Raw genomic sequence first — 18416 nt, forward strand, 5'->3', positions numbered from 1 at the left:
CCCCTCAGGCGCGCGGGTGGAACCGCGCGTACACCGTCTTGAGATGATCGCGCGTCACCTCGGTGTATATCTGTGTCGTCGCGACGCTTACGTGACCAAGGAGTTCTTGCACGACAAGCAGGCTCGCTCCCCCCTCGAGCATGTGCGTGGCAAACGTGTGGCGCAACCCGTGCGGCGTCACCAGATCCTCAAGCCCGGCATCGCGGGCGCGCCCCTTTATGATCTTCCAGCATCCCTGCCGCGTCAGCCTCCCGCCCCTCGCGTTGAGCACCAGTGCCTGCGAATACGACTTACGCGCAAGTTCAGGCCTCGCATCGCGCAGGTAAACCTTTGCGGCGCATTCGGCCGCGTTCCCGAAAGGTATGAGTCTCCACTTGTCGCCTTTGCCGTGGGCTCTAACCACCTTTTCGGCCAGATCCAGGTCACCCATATCAAGCGTGGTAAGCTCCGATATCCGCATGCCGGTCGCATACAGCATCTCGAGTATCAAACGATCCCGTACCGCTAAAGCGCCGCCGCCCTGCGGCGACGACAGAAGCTTGTTGACCTGCTCCTGGCTAAGAGCGCGTGGAAGCCTGTGCGGCATCCTGACCGAAGGCAACAAGGTAGTTGGATCCACCGTTGCGTACCCCTCTACAACAGCAAAGCGGTGAAACATTCGAAGTACGCTCGTGGCCTGAGCAACCGAACGTGGCGAGAGAGAGCGTCCCTCCGGCGAGGAAAGCGACGCCACAAACCTCGTGACCTCCTCGCGGGTAATATCATCCGGCTCTCGCGCCCCTCCAGGTTCGAGAAACTCCACGTACGACCGAAGCACCCTCCTGTAAGCGTCAACCGTATTGACTGAAGCGCCCTTCTCTATCGCCATGTAGTTCAGGAACTCCCCGGCACAGGACAACACGGGCGACGGCTCTGAGGCGCCAGTCTGAGCGGCGGCATCTTCTCTCACTGCCGAGCCACCGGCCCATGCGGGTCGCTGGCGACATAGGACCTTGTGAGCGTAATTCCAATTATGCTCTTGGCGTCACATATCTTGCCGGATGAGATGAGCTGATGAGCGCCGTCCAGTTTTATGCTGACGAGCTCGAGAAACTCATCGGGCTCGGACTCGCCTTCTGCCGGCTCGAGCCCGCGGGCGAGATAAAGGAAAAACCGCTCGTCGGAGTAACCCGGCGAGTTATAGAACTCGGCAAGTGGCGTCATCACGTCCGCTTTCATCCCCACTTCCTCGGCAAGCTCTCTCTTCGCGCATTCGATCGGAGTTTCGCTCTCATCCAGTTTGCCGGCGGGAATCTCCAGCAGCACGTCCCGAACCGCGTGCCTGTACTGCTTTACCATCAACACGCGCCCGTCCCCGGTCAAAGGGACAATGCCAACCGCCCCCGGGTGGGACACCCGCTCCCACTTTGCCGTCCTTCCGTCTGGAAGACGCACGTCATCGAGGTAAACCTTCACCACACGGCCGTCAAACACGCTTTCCGTGGATAAAACCTCGTGATCGAAAATATCAAACTCCACCGTTTCCGCCTCCAATGCGCGCCGCGATAATCCCCGCCGCGGCGGCGGCCATGAAGAACTCGGGCTCGCGGTCAAAGCCCCTGCCCATCACCGTCCCCTTGAGTTCACACTCCTCCATGAGCTTTCCAATTCCAGTGGCGTCAATCTCGCGCACCTCGTGCGCGGAACCGAGCTCGGCCTGGGCAAGCTGCTCTCGCGCAAGATCGCCACGCGCTCCTTGCATCAACGGCAAAGCGATAGTAGCCGCCGCGCGGGCGCCGTACTTGAGCGCGGAAACCGTGTGATGGCTCAAGCCCCTGTGCCGATCTCGAGCGTCCGCGAACGTTATTCGGGCAATTGCCACCGGCGCGCCCCCCAGCGATTCCGCCGCGTTAATGATGATGCCTTGCTCCATCCCGCTGAATCCCAGATTCGAGCCTGTTCCCACAATTCCGGGGCCCATGAGCGCTACGACCGCGTCCGCGCGCGCGAGACATCGCGCAACTACGAGCGCGCCGTGTATGCCCACAGCTTCGAGGTCGCCCCCGAAGGCGTTGCCGCATGTAATGACTGATTCGAGGTAACCGTTTTCCCTCAAGAATCGAGCGGTATTGCTGAACACCGCCGGCAGCGCTCCTCCGTCGGTCATCACGTAAACCAGTTTACCTTGAGGCCACGCAGCACGAAACGCCAGCGCGACAGGAAGCAACTGGCTGTGCAGTGAGCCCGCGATTACAGGCATTCCCCCAAGAACACCCGACAAATCCTCATCCTCGTCGAGATCGCCCAGAACCTCCTCAGCCGCCTTCACGTTAAACTGGAGTGGAGTGTAGCGAAGTTTCATGATGTGCCCTTCACCCCCTGTGTCAAGGGAATTCCGCGACAGGTTCCAGAGGACGAAGTGATAACCGCCGGAGCCGAGGCCCAGCTCGACCGCGGTAATGTTCGCGATGACGTGGTTCCCTTCCGCGATAGCGCCTACCATCTCTTCAAGCGCCACAGCCGGACCCGTGGCGCCGTCCTCAAACTCGAGGTCAACCTCCGACATCCCGGGCGCCCTTTTAGTCACCGACCTGACAGTAGCGCGACGGTAGGAACTCACGCCGTGCCACCCATGGTTTCGTCAACCGCTTCGCGGGCGAGCTTCGTAATGACGCGCGCCACTCCGTGCAGTTCATCTTTCTTGATGAACTCGTCGGAGCTGTGGGCATTGCGCACGCCGATGCTCATAACGGCTGCCTCAAGACCGGCGTGATTAAACACATTTGCGTCGCTGCCGCCTCCGCTGGCTATAAGCGACGGTTCAAAACCGCAAGCGTCAAGCGCGCGAGAGAGATAACGAACAGGCATCGATGACGCGTCCAGCTTGAAGCGCTCAAAAGAGCGCTCCACCTCGACTTCGAGCTCACAACCCATCTCCGAGGCCGCCTTCTTGAAACTCCCGAGCGCCAGTTCGCGCACATCGTTCAGCCTGTCTTCCGAAAGGCCGCGGAACTCTCCTTCGACAACCGCGAGCGCCGGGACTACATTCACGGCGACTCCACCGGATATCAGCCCGACATTCAACGTCGTGGCTTCGTCAACGCGGCCAGGCCTCAGGCTGGATATCGCCCGCGCGGCGCAGGCTATAGCGTTTATGCCTTTCTCCGGTTCTACGCCGGCGTGAGCGGCGCGACCCCTGACGACAAACCTGAAACGTTCCTGGCTCGGGGCCTGGACAACTATACCGCCCGGGCTTCCACTCCCATCCAGCACAACGCCCCACTTGCTATCAATGAGCGACATGTCCAGATGTTTTGCGCCAATCAGGCCGAGCTCCTCCTGAACGGTAAAAATCAGCTCGAGCGCCCGATACGGCCCACCCGATTTTGCAAGCGTTTCGACCGCCGCGAGGATGGCGGCTATCCCTGCTTTGCAATCCGCCCCCAACACGCTCTCGCCCATGCTGACAAACCGGTCTCCGGCGTCCAGCGGCAGCACGTGGTTGCCCGGGCACACCGTGTCCATGTGCGCGCACAAGAATATCGGAGGCGCCTGTAAAAAGACGCCGGCCGGCGCCCTGACAATGATATTGCCGCACTCCCCGCCTGTTTCGAGCCCGGCGGCGTCCTGTTGCGCCGCAAATCCAAGCGCGGCGCAGAACTCTTTGACATAGGCGCCCACGGCGCCTTCATGTCCCGACTCGCTATCAATTTTCACGAGATCGAGAAATATCTCAAACAGCCGTCCGGCTTCCGGATCGCTTGAGAAGATCATTCCACCGCCTGCGCCCCGTCACCATCTATGACCGTAAGGCGAGATTCAGAGTTCCTCTTCCTCGTCACTGCGGCGCCGAGAAAATCGCGGAACAGCGGGTGCGGCTTCAGCGGCCGTGACTTGAACTCCGGGTGGAACTGCGAAGCGACGAACCATGGGTGCTCGGATATTTCAACTATCTCTACCAGCCTGCCATCAGGCGAGGTCCCGGAGAAACACAGCCCAGCATCCTGGAGCCTACCTCTCAAAGCATTGTTAACCTCATAGCGATGGCGGTGCCTTTCCTGGACAACTTCTTCGCCGTACGCTTCCGCCGCGCGGGTGTGTGGCAGAACCTTGCACGGATAAAGCCCGAGGCGCATGGTTCCTCCCAGGTTGTCCACTTCTTTCTGATTCTCCATGAGATCTATGACCGGGTATTTCGCGTCGGGATCAAACTCCGAGGAGTTGGCGCCCTCCATGCCGGCAACGTGCCGCGCAAACTCGATGACGCAGCACTGCAGCCCGAGACACAGGCCGAGAAACGGTATACCGTTTTCGCGCGCGTACTGAATCGCCGCTATCTTCCCTTCGATGCCGCGTACACCGAAACCACCCGGAACGAGTATCCCGTGAACATTCTCGAGCATTTCCTTGCCGTGATTTTCCATTAGAGAATCCGAGGCGATCCACAGGAACTTCACGTTGACGCCATGCTTTATTCCCGCGGCGTTCAAGCTCTCCACGATGCTGATGTAGGCATCCGGCAGATCCACGTATTTCCCTACGATAGCCACCAGCACTTCTTCCTCTAACCCCTTTATCCTGCCAACAAAAGAGGCCCACTCGGAAATGTCGGGCGGATGTGAGGGCAGCCCCAGGTGCCTGACGATGTAGTCGTCAAGGCCGGCCTCGTTCAGCATCAACGGCACTTCGTAAATGGTGCTGGCGTTGACCGCGGACACAACCGCCTCGCGATCCGTGTCGCAGAAAAGGGCTATCTTGTCCCTGACGTCATCCGTAATCTGCCGGTCACAGCGGCATACTATCGCGTCCGGCTGGATGCCGATACTCTTGAGCTCTTTGACGCTGTGCTGTGTCGGCTTGGTCTTGAGTTCGGCGGAAGTCTCCAGATACGGAACCAGCGTGACGTGTATATAACAAACGTTCTCGTGCCCGAGATCTTTCCTGAGTTGCCTCACGGCCTCGAGAAACGGGAGGCTCTCGATGTCGCCTACCGTGCCACCGATCTCACTGATGGCCACGTCCACATCGCCATCTCGCGCAAGCGACAGGATGCGGCGCTTGATCTCGTCGGTAATGTGCGGGATGACCTGCACCGTCGCGCCAAGAAACTCTCCTTTGCGCTCCCGGTCGATTACAGTCCCGTAGATGACACCTGTCGTAACGTTGCTTTCCCGCTGGAGATTGATATCCACAAATCGCTCGTAGTGACCCAGGTCGAGGTCGGTCTCTGTGCCGTCATCAGTCACAAACACTTCGCCGTGCTGAAACGGGTTCATTGTCCCTGGGTCTACGTTGATATACGGGTCGATCTTCTGCATCATCACCCGCAGGCCACGAGCCTTCAGCAGCAGGCCCAGTGACGCCGCCGTGATCCCTTTCCCAAGCGACGAAACCACTCCGCCTGTCACAAATATGTGCTTGGCAGACATTTAGTGCTCCATTCCATAGATATTTTGGCATTCGAGCGTCGATGCATCCACTCCATCTGCGTTCCGCTCCCTCGCCGTACTCACCGAGTACGCCTCGGTCGCAGCGCCATTTGCTGACGCGGCGCCTCAATGCTCTCGGTGCGTCAAGCTATCTATGGAACGGAACACTGGCTACCTCCAGTCGCAACCGTTTTTTATTCGTGAGACGTCACTTTCCACCAACCCCCTCGCCCTCCTTGTCAGGGGGGTACATCCTACCAAGAGAGTCTAACCAGTTGAGCGCCCGGTTTGAAGCGATTATGCTTGAAAAAGAGAACTTCTCGGAGAGCGCGTTCATGAGGAGCAGAAACGCCAACGCCTCGAGCCTCCACCACCAACCGGCCCCAACGGCCACGGCAAGCCCGATAGTAGCCCCCAGCACGTTCGATCCTGCGTCGCCAAGCATGAATCGCTCGGCAAGGTCGCCCGAAAACAGCGCGAGAGCTGTCGCGCCTACCACCAGAAGATATGGCATGACATCTACTGGAGCTCGCCAATTCAGGGCCACGACACCGATGAACGCCGGCAGAAATACCTTGATCGACCTCCCCGGAGCGATATCCATCAAGTTGCCGAGATTAGCGGCAAGAGCGATTATGGCGGCGTTCACAATCACATCCCACCACCGTAGCGAGAAAGAAATCACGGCGGCAATCGCGAGAACAAAACCTCCAGCCGCCTTTAGCATGCCGGTTGTCACTTCACCGTTGAAAAGCGCCTTGAAGTGCCCCTTAAAGCCACGCGCGTCACGGTTGCCGGCGACGTCGTCCACCAGGCCCAGCAAACACATCCCGACCACCAGCAGCAAGAGGGATTCTCGAACGCCGAAAACCTGCGTTCCCCCGCCTTCGACCATCAAGATAATTACGCAAGCAGGCACGTAAACCGCGGGGAACAGGATTCCGGCGGCTGTCGGGATATCACGTCCCGCATAGTTGATTCTGGACAGCGAAGGGTGCGCGAGAAGCGGCCGCAACATCGCAAGAAGCGCGCACGCGCCCACCGCCGAACCCGCGAACACGACTGCGGCCTTCAACTCGCGCTCCTCAACGCCGCAACCGCCTGACGGGCGAGCGCTCTGACAATGTCAATAAACTGCCGTCCGCGGTGCATGAAACCCTCCAGGTCTCTGGCAGTCTCACGGTGCGACATCGACGTTTCGACCTCTATTACGCGAAATCCGGCCATGTGGGCGTCAATGGTCATCGCCACCTCCACGCCGAACCCGGGCCGAAACGGCGACACGGCATCAAAGACGGCTCTCGTCATAGCCCTTTGCCCCGAGATTGGCGAGCGCATGTCAAGATCGGTCAACTGTTTCACGCCACGGCGCGCAATCCCCTGCGCGATACCAAAACCGCCCTTTTTCGCTGGAGCAGGGAAAGCCGCGATTGCCAGATCGGCCTTTCCGCAAAGCACGCTCGCGAGCAACTTTTCCGCCTCGGCCGCGTGAGACGCGAGGTCTCCATCAACGAGCAAAACCACGTCAAAACAAAGGTTCTCCAGGACACGGTTGAGCGATCCGCCTTTGCCAAGATTGCTTCCGTTTATCACAAGATTGGCGCCGGCGGCGGCGGCGTTAATGGCGGATCGATCAGTGGAACCGTCATCGACGACGATTACCCGCTCTATCTCATCCAGCCCGAGCAGCGCCGTGACCGTGCTTCCGATCCTCTCTTCCTCATTGTATGCGCTTACTACAGCAACCACTTTCACGTTTGAGAACACTCCCGTTCCTAAAACGCATAATGGGGTCAAACCAAAATATGCGTTTTTATGCGCATTCCCATCATTGATCTGTTACAAAACGCATATTTTGGTTTGACCCCATTATGCGTTATGGCGCGGGCAACATGCGGCTAGCCGCGCCGCCGCTTCCAAAATTGCCGGGCTTGCCCGCAAGAGCCATGTCCAGCGCTACCTCACCCGGAACAGTGTCCACGTGATCCACGGTTGAGACGCCGTTCTTCTTGTAAACGGTTACAACCGATTGTTCCGTGTCGCTCCCGACAACCGCGACAAGCGGAAACACCCTCGACGTAAAAGTTTTCACAAGGGGCGTATCGGTCTTGTCCAACGACTGTGATTCAACCGGCCCCAGCAACACCGCGCCGGAAACGGGGGCGGCAAGAACGCCTATCACGTGAATTACCCCCAGCTGCTCCAGCGTACTGAGGATAGCTGTGTTTGCAGCGGTTTGAAGCTGGTTGACGATCTCGGTAAAAACTCTCTCTTTGAGATCCTGCGCTCCGGCGGGCGCCTGGAACAACGCCTCCAGTTTTGAAGCGACCGTCTGGTCGGAAAACGCCTTTGAATCCGAGATGTTTATGGTAATGGGGATTGCGCCTCCCGCCGCGCCTACCCCTTCGAGTATCTTTTTGACAGCGTTCTCATCAAAATTTTCACCCGTTATCAACGCGAAGCTCCTGCCCGCGAGCATGTTGGTCACCAGGTACGGGCGCGCTTCGTCGCCAAACCTCAAATGAGCTGTTAGTTCGTCATGCAGAGACGCGTTCTTCGCTTTGATTTCATCAAAAGTCCGGCGCAGTGACTTGATCTGCGCCTTCTGCTCAACAATAAGCCCGCGCTCCACAAGGGATGTCCCGATAAGCATCCCAATGGCAAGCGCCACAAAAACCGCCACCAGCGATATTGCGTGATACCGCATGTCAATCAAATTCACACCCCCACTAAATAAGATTCTCGAATTTCATGAGCCAGACCTGAAAGCGCATCGCCATAACAGATATAAACTGCCTGGCCGGCTCTGAAAGAAAAATGACAACAACCACCAGTGCCAGCGCCACCAGAGCCATCAGCGCGAAGTGCCAGCCCTCGGCTCTTGTGTGGTACAGCTCACCAACTCCTTTGGCGTCGATGAGCGACGCCCCGACGCGAAGCCTCACGAGAAACGTGCTCGCCATCCCTTTCCTGTCTTTTTCCAGGAAATCGACAAGATTGGTGTGCCCGCCGACAAGCACGATCATTTCGGCGCCTTTCTCGTAAGCAATGAGCATCGCGATATCCTCGCTGGTTCCCGGATAATGGAAGACAGTGCTTCTAACCCCCAGCGAATCCAGGCGTTTCTTGCCGGGAGCGCTGCCGTCCGCGTAGCCGTGCACGACGATCTCCGCTTTGTCGAGGAGCGCCTGATCGGTAACACTGTCCATGTCTCCCACGACCATGTCCGGTTTGTATCCCATCTCAAAAAGAGCGTCGGCGCCGCCGTCCACCGCGACAAGAACAGGCTTGGTCTCCCTCACGTACGACCTGAGCGCGCGAAGATCCCTTTTGTAGTTGTGGCCACGTACGACTATGAGCGCATGCCTGCCCCGAAAGCGTGTGGCTATGTGCGGCAGTTCAACGCTCTCGAGCAGTATTTCCTTCTCGACGTCCAGCAGTTCCATTGTATTTGCCGCAAAATCCACGAGGTGCTTTCCCAGCCTCTTCTTGCTCATCTCGATACGTTGCTCAATATCGGCCAGCGTCAGCGTTTTGCCCCGCGCGATCTCATCCCCATCGCGCATCAGCGCCCCGCCAACCACCTGAACCGTATCGCCCTCGCTAACACGCTCGAATACGCCGCCGCCGACCTCGTCTATTATTGGGATGCCAGAGGCGATTATCATCAGCGGTCCGAGATTAGGGTATACGCCCGTAACCGAACACGCCGCGTTCACCACGCACGAAGGTTTTCTCTCTATCAGCGCTTCCGCCGAAACGCGATCGACATCCGGGTGATCTATGATCGCGACCTCGCCCTCGCAAAGCCGCTTCACAAGATTCTTTGTTCTTTTGTCGAGCCTGGCCGTCGCTATGACGCTATCGTTTTGCGACATGGCAACCGCCTGCGTTGGCGCCTTCATAATCTCTCACCCCGGGCAATTATCTCATATTCTTTCAACGCGCTCGCTTACTTTTGCCCGCGCGCTTCAAGATGTCCCTGGCATGCTCGCACGTCACCTTGCGTCCACTGGAATCCCCAAGCATCCTGCAAATCTCCGCCACCCTTTCCTCATCGCCCAGAAGCGCGATCTCCGTGCTGGCGGCATCGCCAGGCGTCTTAAAGACGCCGTACTGCCAATCGGCAAAACTGGCAATCTGCGGAAGGTGCGTCACACAAAATACCTGATGGTACTCAGTAAGCTCACGCAACTTCTTACCGATGCTCGCCGCTGTCTCTCCACCGATGCCGGCGTCAACCTCGTCAAAGACCAGAACCGGCAACCTGTCCGCCCCGGCAAGCACTATCTTGAGCGCCAGCATCACTCTGGACATCTCACCTCCCGACGCGATATGCGTAAGTGGCGCGGGCGGCACTTCGCTCGCCGGAGCGAAGAGAAACTCCACGCTGTCGCAACCGGTGGAACCAAGGCGTCCTGTCAGATTTTCGTCTTTGTCAAGGGAACGCGTTTTGATCTCGACGGCAAAACGCGCGCTCTCAAGATCGAGATCGGACATCTGCGACGCGACATCCCGCTCGAGCGACGTGACGGCATTCAATCTACCTTCGGACAGCGCTTTTGCGAGTTCAGTCGCACTCTCGCGCGCTTCGTCAATCTCAGCGTCAACAGCGCTCGCGCGCGCGTCTGACGCTCTGATCTCCTCCAGTCTCGACGCCGCCGCACAGCGGTAATCCAGCGCGGCCTCCAGTGATCCACCGTACTTGCGACACAACTCGCGGAGCGCGGTGAGTCTCGAAGATATTTTCTCCAGCTCCAAAGGGTCCGTGTCGAGGTTATCCCTGTAAGCGGCCACATCTCGCGCGAGATCCTCGGATTCCAGCGCAATGGAGTCGAATCTCGAAGAGAGCGCGCTCAACGATGCGTCCAGCGATGTCATTCGCGATAAATCGAGGGCCGCCTGACTCAAAAGATCCACGACCGTGACGGCCGATTGTTCTCCGGCGCGTAAAACGCCCTCCACCTTCGAAGCAAGCTCCCACAGCTCCGACGAATGCTTTAATCTGGACGCCTGCTCGTCTAAGGACTCGAGTTCGCCGGACACGGGCGCGGAGGCGTCTATCTCGGCTATCTCGTACGAGAGAAGCTCTGACTCTCTCGTCGCGTCAACTCCTCCGATCTTCCCAAAAACGTTCTTTCTCTCCGCAAGCAACGCGCGCAAGCGTTCATATTCACTGCGATACTTTTTGAGCCGCTCCACGTGGTCTGCGCCAGCATAGCGATCAAGATAATCGATGTGCGAAGAACGCTTCAGCAAAGCCTGGTGAGTATTCTGACCGTGCACCTCGAGCAAAATATCCCCGATAGCCGCACACGCCGACACCGGACAGAGACGCCCGTTCACCGTACAGCGGCTCTTTCCGTCTTTCGGCAACCGGCGAGTGAGCGTAAGTTCCTGCTCGTCCTCCTGTATGTAACCCATGGCGGCAAGCGACGCTGACAGATGCGGGGTTCCGGACAGGTCAAAAGACGCCTCGAGCACAGCCTCTCGAGAACCGGCGCGCACCATCTGGCCTGCGCCACGGTCGCCAAGCAGCAGCCCGATTGCGCCTATCAGCACCGTCTTGCCGGCGCCCGTCTCGCCTGTCAGGACATTCAGGCCGGAGTGGAACTCCACCTCCACGCTCTCCACCAGCGCGAGATCCGAGACTTTCAGATACGAGAACAATGCGCCTCCCTCAAGACATATCCTCACCCGCGGGAGGCCGCATGAACTTGCGGCGAACGGTTCCGTAGAAGGAAGCGTCCACGAGCTCCATTATTTTCACCGTTTCCTCAAGGGCGTAGAACTCGATGGCCGCGCCTGACGGGATCTCGACGTCGAGACGGCCGTCAACGCTCAATGACAGGCGCTCCGGCGCGCCTTCCACCGTCACCATTACGCGATCAGTCGCGTCAAGCACCATTGGCCTCGCGAAAAGCATATGCGCGCAGATCGGCGTCAACAGCAGACACCGCAAGTCCGGCGTGACGATCGGTCCACCGGCCGACAGCGAGTAGGCCGTTGAACCTGTCGAGCTCGCGAATATGAGGCCGTCGCCTGAGTACCTCATGAAAAATAGCCCGTTCACGTATGTCGAGATATGAATGAGCCTTTCCCTGATAAGCTTTCCCACTACTATCTCGTTTAGCGCTCGATACACGGAACTTTCGCCGGTCGAACTCACCGTGCACCCAACTGGCATTCGCTCGCTAATCACGTACTTTCCCGCGAATATATCATCCAGCGCTGAAACCGAATGGTGAGCATCAACAGCGGTGAGGAACCCAAGCTTGCCGATGTTTATCCCGACTACCGGCACGTCCATCCCTCGCATGAGATCGATGGCGTGCAGCATCGTCCCATCGCCGCCAAGTGCGATCACGAGCCCGATCTCCCCGGCTGAGTCAAGACTCGCGAAAGGCAGGTCGAGACCCAGCGTGGCCGCGTCGCGCTCGAGTAAAAAATACGGCGCCCCATGGCGTTCCAGCCAGTTCGAGACCTCGAGGACGAGCTCCTTTACGCCCGGCTTTCGCACGTGCGGAATTATAAGAACCTTCTTGCGATGATCATTCCCCAACAACTGTGTTTTTCCCACCATTCGATCAGCAGCCTCCTCCAAAACGCATAATGGGGTCAAACCATATTATGCGTTTCTATGCGCACCCTCATTTATCTATCGCAAAACGCATAATATGGTTTGACCCCATTATGCGTTTTCGATATCGTTATGAAGAACTCGACGTTACCTTTTGGGCCCTTGATCTTTGAGGGGGTTACGCCGCCAATCGTCAGCCCTCTTTCCTTCAGCCAATCATTGATCTCCGTGAGAACACGCTTGTGCACGGCTGGATCCCTGACGACTCCTTTTGGCGCCATGCCAATTCCGGCTTCGAACTGGGGCTTTACCAGCGCGATGACATCTCCATCTTTCGCCATTACCGTTAGCACCGGCTCTATCACTTTTTTCAGCGAGATAAAAGAGACGTCGATCACCGCGAAATCCGGCTCGAACGGTAGAACCGCGCCTGTGAGTTCCCTCGCGTTGAATCCCTCGAGGACCGTAACCCGCTCATCCTGCCTCAGCTTCCAGTGCAACTGGCCTCTCCCCACGTCGAGCGCCACCACCCTGCGCGCGCCCGCTTGAAGGAGATAGTCCGTGAAACCACCGGTCGAAGCCCCCACGTCGAGAACGCTGCGCCCGGACACGTCTATCCCAAAATCCTCTATCGCCCCCGCGAGCTTGACGCCTCCGCGCGAAACATATCTTCTCTTGGGCGCCAGCACTTCGACCCTCTCCAGCCCGCTCACCTGCGAGCCCGGTTTCATGTCCGCGCGCCCATCGACAGTGATCGCGCCTTCCATGACCGCCGCCTTCGCGCGGGCGCGGCTCTCAAAGTAACCCGCGTCAGCGAGGTATTGGTCGAGCCTCTTTCTCATGCGCCCTCGAGCCAGAAACGGATCCCGGACGACACGGATTCCGGCGACAGCCCAACCTGCTCGAGAAGCTCAAGCACAGTACCGTGCTCAATGAAGCGATCGGGTAGGCCCATGACGTGAACCGGCAGGCCCGGCGCACTCGCGTCGAGAGCCGACTTGATCCCGCTGCCGTAACCCCCGGAAACGACGTTATCCTCCAGCGTAACAGCAATTTTCTTCCCCAACGCCGCCGATGCGACAAAATCCTCATCTATCGGTTTCGCGAACCGCGCGTTCACCACGGCCGTTGACACGCCATCGCGCTCGAGCTTTCGAGAAACCGCGAGAGCCGTCTCAACCATATCTCCCAGCGCGAATAAAACTATGTCACCGCCTTCCTTTATCACCTGGCCTTTCCCCAAAACCAGTGGTTGCGGCGCGACACCTTCCATCTCGAACGCTTCGCCCCTGGGAAACCTGACTGCGGCCGGCGAGCCCAACTCCACGGCGAAACGCAACATCTCCTCGAGTTCAGCACCGGAAGCCGGCGCCATCACCGTCATGTTTGGAAGCATGCGCAGGTACGACACATCGAAGTACCCGTGGTGAGTCGCGCCATCTTGCCCCACTATCCCCGCGCGATCCACGGCGAAAACAACACCCAGGTTTTGCAGGCACACCTCCTGGGATATCTGGTCGAACGCCCGTTGTAGAAACGTCGAGTAGATCGCCACAACAGGCTCACATCCTCCAAGCGCCAGCCCCGCCGCCACATTGACGCCCAACTGCTCGGCGATGCCAACATCAAAGAACCTTGTCGGAAACCTATCGCCAAACTCCTCCAGGCCGGCGCCACTCTTCATGGCCGCCGTGATCGCGACAAGCGCCGGTCTCTCGAGCGCGAGAGAGACCATCGCGTCCGAGAAGAGCCTGGTATATGTGCGAGATCCGGCTTTCTTGCGCAATTTCCCGGTTGGCCAGTCAAACGCGGAAACACCGTGAAACTTCTCCGGCCGATTTTCTGAATGGCTGTATCCCTTGCCTTTCACAGTGACCACGTGAAGAAGAACCGTGCCTTCGATTTCCCAAGCCTCGCGTATAGCCTCCTCGACCTCCAGGATATCGTGCCCATCAATCGGGCCCACGTACTTTAAGCCCAGCGCCTCGAACATCATACCGGGAATCAGAGTGTGTGTTATAGCTTCTTTGACATGTGTAACCAGGTTTACGAGGCCCTTGCCCAGGCCAGGCATCGCCAGCAAAATATCTTCGATCTCTTTTTTCGTGTGAGTATACCCGGGCTTGATCCGCAACCGTGAGAGGTAAGCGGCGAACCCGCCCACGTTCTTCGATATCGACATCTCGTTATCATTGAGAAGGATGATGAAATTCGAGTTCAACTGGTGTCCGGCCTGGTTCATCGCCTCGTAAGCAACCCCGGCGGTCATCGAACCGTCCCCGATGACCGAGCACACCGCATATTCTTCTTCCAGCAGATCGCGCGCGAGCGCAAGCCCGAGGCCGTAGGCGATCGACGCTCCCGCGTGGCCGCTGTTCACGATATCGTGAGGGCTCTCGGATCTCCTTGGAAAACCGCTGATCCCGTCGAGTCGGCGCAACGTGGAAAACTCTTCTCTCCTTCCGGTAATGATCTTGTGCGCGTACGCCTGATGGCCTACGTCCCAGATAATCTTGTCGCGCGGAGAATCGAGCGCGCGGTGCAAAGCTATAGTAATTTCCACGGCGCCCAGGCTCGACGCCAGATGCCCTCCCGAAACACTGGTCGTGCTTATTATCAGTTCACGTATCTCGGAAGCGAGACGCTCGAGTTCGGTTCTGCTGAGAAGTCGCAAATCGCGCGGAGAATCCACCCGCGCCAGAACAGAATAATCTTTTGGTAATTTATCCAATGCTTTTCCACTTTGCTTCTGATCCACCCTCGGATCCTTGAATATCAACAACATTGTATCGAACGTCCGCGCGCGCGTACAGGAAACAACGATCCGGCGCGCGCGCTTTTCGATCCGATCCCTGTGTTAATATACTCGAATGGATCCACCAAGCAAGCACGTTCTTTACCTCTCAAAACGCATCGGCGCGCGCGGCGCGGGAACCTCCGGCGAGGGCGCCGCCGCCTCCTATATTTTGCGCGCTTTTCACGATTCCAACCTCGAAACCAGCGTGGAAACATTTTCCACGTGGAAATCGGACATGTACGGCCTGCTGACGATTTATATGCTCTCAATAGCCGCATACCTGCTGTTCCGTTTCAACTACGCCGCCGGCCTGGCGATATCGATCCTCGCGTTCCTCGTCTTCCAGATGGAGACCTACACCTGGGCTGTAATATCGCGGTTGTTTCCACGCAGTAGCGCTTCAAACGTCGTCGCCATAGCGCGTCCATCGGGAACTGTTCGCAGGAAAGTGGTCATCGTAGCCAACTACGACAGCGCAAAGAGCTCACCGCTGGGGCGCCGCGCGCTCGCGCGATCGTTCCGGGCGCTCCACATTATTTCGTTCGCGTGCGTAACGGCTATTATGCTCGTGGGAGCGGGAGTGATCGGAGCGTCGCTCACAAAAGTGAACGCCAACGCTATTTCCATTTTCTGGCTCTGCGCATCGCCGTTTCCCGCGTACCTGGCGCTCATGTCCATATTGATAGCATGGGGAGAGTTTCACGGACGCTATACGGCCGGCGCCAACGACAACGCTTCCGGGGTTGGAGCGCTTATCTCCGTCATGACTCACGTGGCATCAGCGCCACTTGACAACACAGAGATATGGGGCGTGGCTACAGGCCGCGGGTGGGCAGGCGCCAGGGGAATGATTTCCTTCCTTCGCCGGCGCGGCCGCCACATGCGCGATGCCTTCATAATCAATCTCGACCACTGCGGCTCGGGAGACACAAAAATCATCACGCGCGAGGGAGCAATGCTCGGCTTCCGCTGCTCCTGGAAGTTAAGGCGCCTTGCACTTGCCGCCGCGGCGCGTTCCAAAGGCGTCAAATGCGGAAAGGGAAAGTGCCGCGTGAAAAAAAGTGACGCCATGGCCGCCCGCGTAAGGGGTTACAAAACGATTACCATCGGCGGCGGTGGCGTTGGAGGAACTTACGCGGGCTGGCGAAACACCGCCGATGTTTATGATGTCGTGAACCGCGCTTCACTTGATCGCGCGGTCAAACTGACAACCTTGCTGCTCGAGGAGATAGACAGTGACGCCGCGCGCAAGCCACGCCCCCGACCACGTAGCGACACGGACGATGAACGTCCCCCTGCGCTTGGCTGACAACTACTCCCCGAGCACCTGACAAACGATATCGCGCTCCCTTGGCCTGTTGTCGAAATCCACGAGGACGATCTGCTGCCAGATGCCGATCTCGAGTTTTCCGCTCGTGAAAGGAACAGTCAACGACGGTCCCATGAGCGACGCCCGCACGTGGGAGTGCCCATTGCCATCGTGCCAGCGCTGGTTGTGATGATACTCGAGTTCCCGCGGAGCGAGGCGATCGAACGCCTCGTCGATGTCCTCGACGAGACCGGGCTCGTACTCGATCGTCGTCACAGCCCCCGTCGATCCGGGAACAAAAATTGTCACGATGCCAGAGTGAACGCCGGACCGCCGAACAGCTTCGGACACGCTGGACGTGACATCAACCACATCCGCGTCCCCGCGGGTCGAAACAGTGAACCCTTCTCTAACCACACTCATCCGGCATTCACATCGAGTACAGCTCTTCTGCTGGAATGACTCTGAATCCGGCTACCTTGAGCGCTCCAACCGCCCGCGAAACCTCCGCGACCCTGATGATCACGATAGCCCCCCCGCCAACTGCTTTCCCGAGGAAGCAGTACACGTACTCGATGTTTATCTCCTGTTCGACGAGCGGCTTTATGACTTCGCACAGCCCCCCTGGACGATCATCCACTTCTACCGCCAGGACATCGGTTTCTTTAGCGGTGAATCCACGCGCCTTGAGTTCGTCAAGCGCTTTGTTAGGATCATCGACTATCAGGCGCACCACTCCATAATCGCACGTGTCCGCGACGCATAGGGCCCTGATGTTGATGCCCGTCTCACGCAAGTTGCGGGTTACGTCGAGCAGTCTCCCCGACTTGTTCTCCAAAAACACGGATATCTGCTTGACCGCCATCACCACCTCCTATATCTCACGATTATCGATCACGCGAACCGCCTTGCCCTCGCTGCGGGCGATGCTCCTGGGCTCCATAAGCATGACCTTGACGCCTATTCCCAGATAGCTCTGTATCTCTTCCTCAATGACCTTCTGCCACTCCTCGAGGCCCCCTATCCGATCCGAGAACATTTCAGGAGAGAGTTCGACCCATACTTCGAGCGTATCGAGACCGGCCTCGCGCTCTACTACTATCTGATAATGAGGGGATATCCCCTCGATCTGCATGAGCACCGTCTCGATCTGAGACGGAAACACGTTGACTCCCCCAATAATGAGCATGTCGTCAGTCCTGCCCCTAACGCGTTGCATCCTGACGTGTGTCCTTCCGCACTGGCACGGTTCTTCATTGAGTGTCGTGATGTCGCACGTCCTGTACCTGATGAGCGGCATGCCCTCCTTGTTGATGGTGGTGAAAACCAGTTCGCCCTGCTCTCCTGCGGAAAGCTTTTCTCCTGTGTCCGGTTTAATCGTCTCAGCGATGAACGCGTCTTCGAACACGTGGAGGCCGTTCTTGCACTCACACTCGATCGACACGCCAGGCCCCATGACTTCGGCGACCCCGTAGATGTCAAACGCCGACAGGTTCAGCAACCTCTCTATCTTTTCACGCATGTGATCGCTCCACGGCTCCGCCCCAAAAACGCCGCACTTCAACTTGAGATTCTTGAAATCGACGCCCATCTCCTGCGCTGTTTCCGCCATGAACAGGGCGTACGACGGGGTGCAACAGAGAACTGTCGCGCCGAGATCCACCATCATGCGGATCTGGCGCTTGGCGTTGCCTCCAGATATCGGGATCACCGAGCCTCCTATCTTCTCGACCCCGTAGTGGAGCCCGAGTCCGCCGGTGAACAGACCATAGTCATACGCGACCTGGACGGTGTCTGATGAATCGACTCCGCACGCCACGAGCGCTCGGGCAACCAGCTCCGACCAGACTTCGATATCCCTGCTCGTGTAACCGGCGACAATCGGGACACCGGTCGTGCCCGAGGAAGCGTGTACTCTGACGATGTCGCGCGTGGGAACCGCGAACATGCCAAACGGATAGTTCTCACGGAGGTCGTCTTTCGTCGTGAACGGAAGCTTCTCGATATCGTCGAGCGAGTTGATGTCCCGCCAGCTCACACCTCGATCCTGGAGCTTCGCGTGATAAAAGGGAACCATCTCTTCACAACGCTTCACGGTACTCTTAAGCTTGGCGAGCTGGAGCTCCGCCAGCCGCTCTCTATCCATCGACTCTATCTCACGGTTATACACTCGATTCACCACCTTGAACATCATCTATCAAACAGCAAATCATACTAACACAGCCAGGGGTCACCTGTAAGAAGCCCAAGTCAAGACACACCTCTCCTTGATCCCCGCTCGCGGGGATGTCAAATTCGTCTTGACTTGGGAGGAGACCCCGT

At 58.1% G+C, this 18416-nt stretch carries 17 protein-coding genes; 1 reads left to right on the top strand and 16 read right to left on the bottom strand.

The annotated features are described in order from the left end of the window. Positions 1-4 precede the first annotated feature (4 nt). From CVT63_04130 to dxs, 13 genes are all read right to left on the bottom strand, one after another. Complete coding sequence (locus CVT63_04130) at positions 5-949, bottom strand: tyrosine recombinase (GenBank protein PKQ28160.1); 945 nt, start codon at positions 947-949, stop codon at positions 5-7. Beyond that, on the bottom strand, positions 946-1518 hold the full coding sequence (locus tag CVT63_04135) for an ADP-ribose pyrophosphatase (GenBank protein PKQ28161.1): 573 nt from the start codon (positions 1516-1518) through the stop codon (positions 946-948). Before CVT63_04135 ends, CVT63_04130 begins: the two co-directional genes overlap by 4 nt. Then, positions 1508-2545 (bottom strand): DUF3866 domain-containing protein, encoded by a 1038-nt coding sequence (locus CVT63_04140; GenBank protein PKQ28162.1) that lies wholly within the window; start codon positions 2543-2545, stop codon positions 1508-1510. The genes CVT63_04135 and CVT63_04140 overlap by 11 nt, the downstream gene beginning before the upstream one ends. Before the next feature lie 50 nt (positions 2546-2595). Beyond that, complete coding sequence (locus tag CVT63_04145; GenBank protein ID PKQ28163.1) at positions 2596-3753, bottom strand: peptidase M20; 1158 nt, start codon at positions 3751-3753, stop codon at positions 2596-2598. After that, on the bottom strand, positions 3750-5408 hold the full coding sequence (locus tag CVT63_04150) for a CTP synthase (GenBank protein ID PKQ28164.1): 1659 nt from the start codon (positions 5406-5408) through the stop codon (positions 3750-3752). The genes CVT63_04145 and CVT63_04150 overlap by 4 nt, the downstream gene beginning before the upstream one ends. 208 nt (positions 5409-5616) lie before the next feature. Next, positions 5617-6483, bottom strand: coding sequence for a hypothetical protein (locus CVT63_04155; GenBank protein ID PKQ28165.1), 867 nt, complete (start codon positions 6481-6483; stop codon positions 5617-5619). Beyond that, on the bottom strand, positions 6480-7175 hold the full coding sequence (locus CVT63_04160; protein ID PKQ28166.1) for a glycosyl transferase: 696 nt from the start codon (positions 7173-7175) through the stop codon (positions 6480-6482). Before CVT63_04160 ends, CVT63_04155 begins: the two co-directional genes overlap by 4 nt. A 109-nt stretch (positions 7176-7284) precedes the next feature. Next, complete coding sequence (locus tag CVT63_04165; GenBank protein ID PKQ28167.1) at positions 7285-8124, bottom strand: hypothetical protein; 840 nt, start codon at positions 8122-8124, stop codon at positions 7285-7287. 13 nt (positions 8125-8137) lie between these two features. Further along, complete coding sequence (locus CVT63_04170; protein PKQ28175.1) at positions 8138-9286, bottom strand: hypothetical protein; 1149 nt, start codon at positions 9284-9286, stop codon at positions 8138-8140. Positions 9287-9347: 61 nt separating this feature from the next. Then, positions 9348-11105, bottom strand: a complete 1758-nt coding sequence (recN, locus tag CVT63_04175) for a DNA repair protein RecN (protein ID PKQ28168.1) — start codon at positions 11103-11105, stop codon at positions 9348-9350. Continuing rightward, positions 11089-11991: an NAD(+) kinase gene (locus tag CVT63_04180; GenBank protein ID PKQ28169.1), complete on the bottom strand. Its 903-nt coding sequence runs from the start codon at positions 11989-11991 to the stop codon at positions 11089-11091. Before CVT63_04180 ends, recN begins: the two co-directional genes overlap by 17 nt. Before the next feature lie 71 nt (positions 11992-12062). Then, positions 12063-12830 (bottom strand): TlyA family rRNA (cytidine-2'-O)-methyltransferase, encoded by a 768-nt coding sequence (locus CVT63_04185; protein PKQ28170.1) that lies wholly within the window; start codon positions 12828-12830, stop codon positions 12063-12065. After that, positions 12827-14773: a 1-deoxy-D-xylulose-5-phosphate synthase gene (gene dxs / locus CVT63_04190; GenBank protein ID PKQ28171.1), complete on the bottom strand. Its 1947-nt coding sequence runs from the start codon at positions 14771-14773 to the stop codon at positions 12827-12829. The genes CVT63_04185 and dxs overlap by 4 nt, the downstream gene beginning before the upstream one ends. A gap of 85 nt (positions 14774-14858) precedes the next feature. On the opposite strand from dxs, the gene CVT63_04195 reads away from it, so the two are divergent. After that, positions 14859-16094 carry a hypothetical protein gene (locus tag CVT63_04195; GenBank protein ID PKQ28172.1) on the top strand — a complete coding sequence of 412 codons (1236 nt, stop codon included), beginning with the start codon at positions 14859-14861 and terminating at the stop codon, positions 16092-16094. Positions 16095-16097: 3 nt separating this feature from the next. On the opposite strand, the gene CVT63_04200 is transcribed toward CVT63_04195, so the two are convergent. From CVT63_04200 to CVT63_04210, 3 genes are read right to left on the bottom strand one after another with little or no spacing between them, the layout of a single operon-like run. Continuing rightward, positions 16098-16517, bottom strand: a complete 420-nt coding sequence (locus CVT63_04200; protein ID PKQ28173.1) for a secondary thiamine-phosphate synthase enzyme — start codon at positions 16515-16517, stop codon at positions 16098-16100. Between the two features lie 7 nt (positions 16518-16524). Beyond that, entirely contained in the window at positions 16525-16959 is a 435-nt protein-coding gene (locus tag CVT63_04205; GenBank protein PKQ28174.1) for an amino acid-binding protein, read from the bottom strand. A gap of 9 nt (positions 16960-16968) precedes the next feature. Continuing rightward, the gene (locus CVT63_04210; protein PKQ28176.1) at positions 16969-18285 is read right to left on the bottom strand and encodes a phenylacetate--CoA ligase; all 1317 of its coding nucleotides are present in this window, start codon (positions 18283-18285) and stop codon (positions 16969-16971) included. Between the last annotated feature and the right edge of the window lie 131 nt (positions 18286-18416).

This window comes from Candidatus Anoxymicrobium japonicum, assembly GCA_002843005.1.
Classification (GTDB): Bacteria; Actinomycetota; Geothermincolia; order Fen-727; family Anoxymicrobiaceae; genus Anoxymicrobium; species Anoxymicrobium japonicum.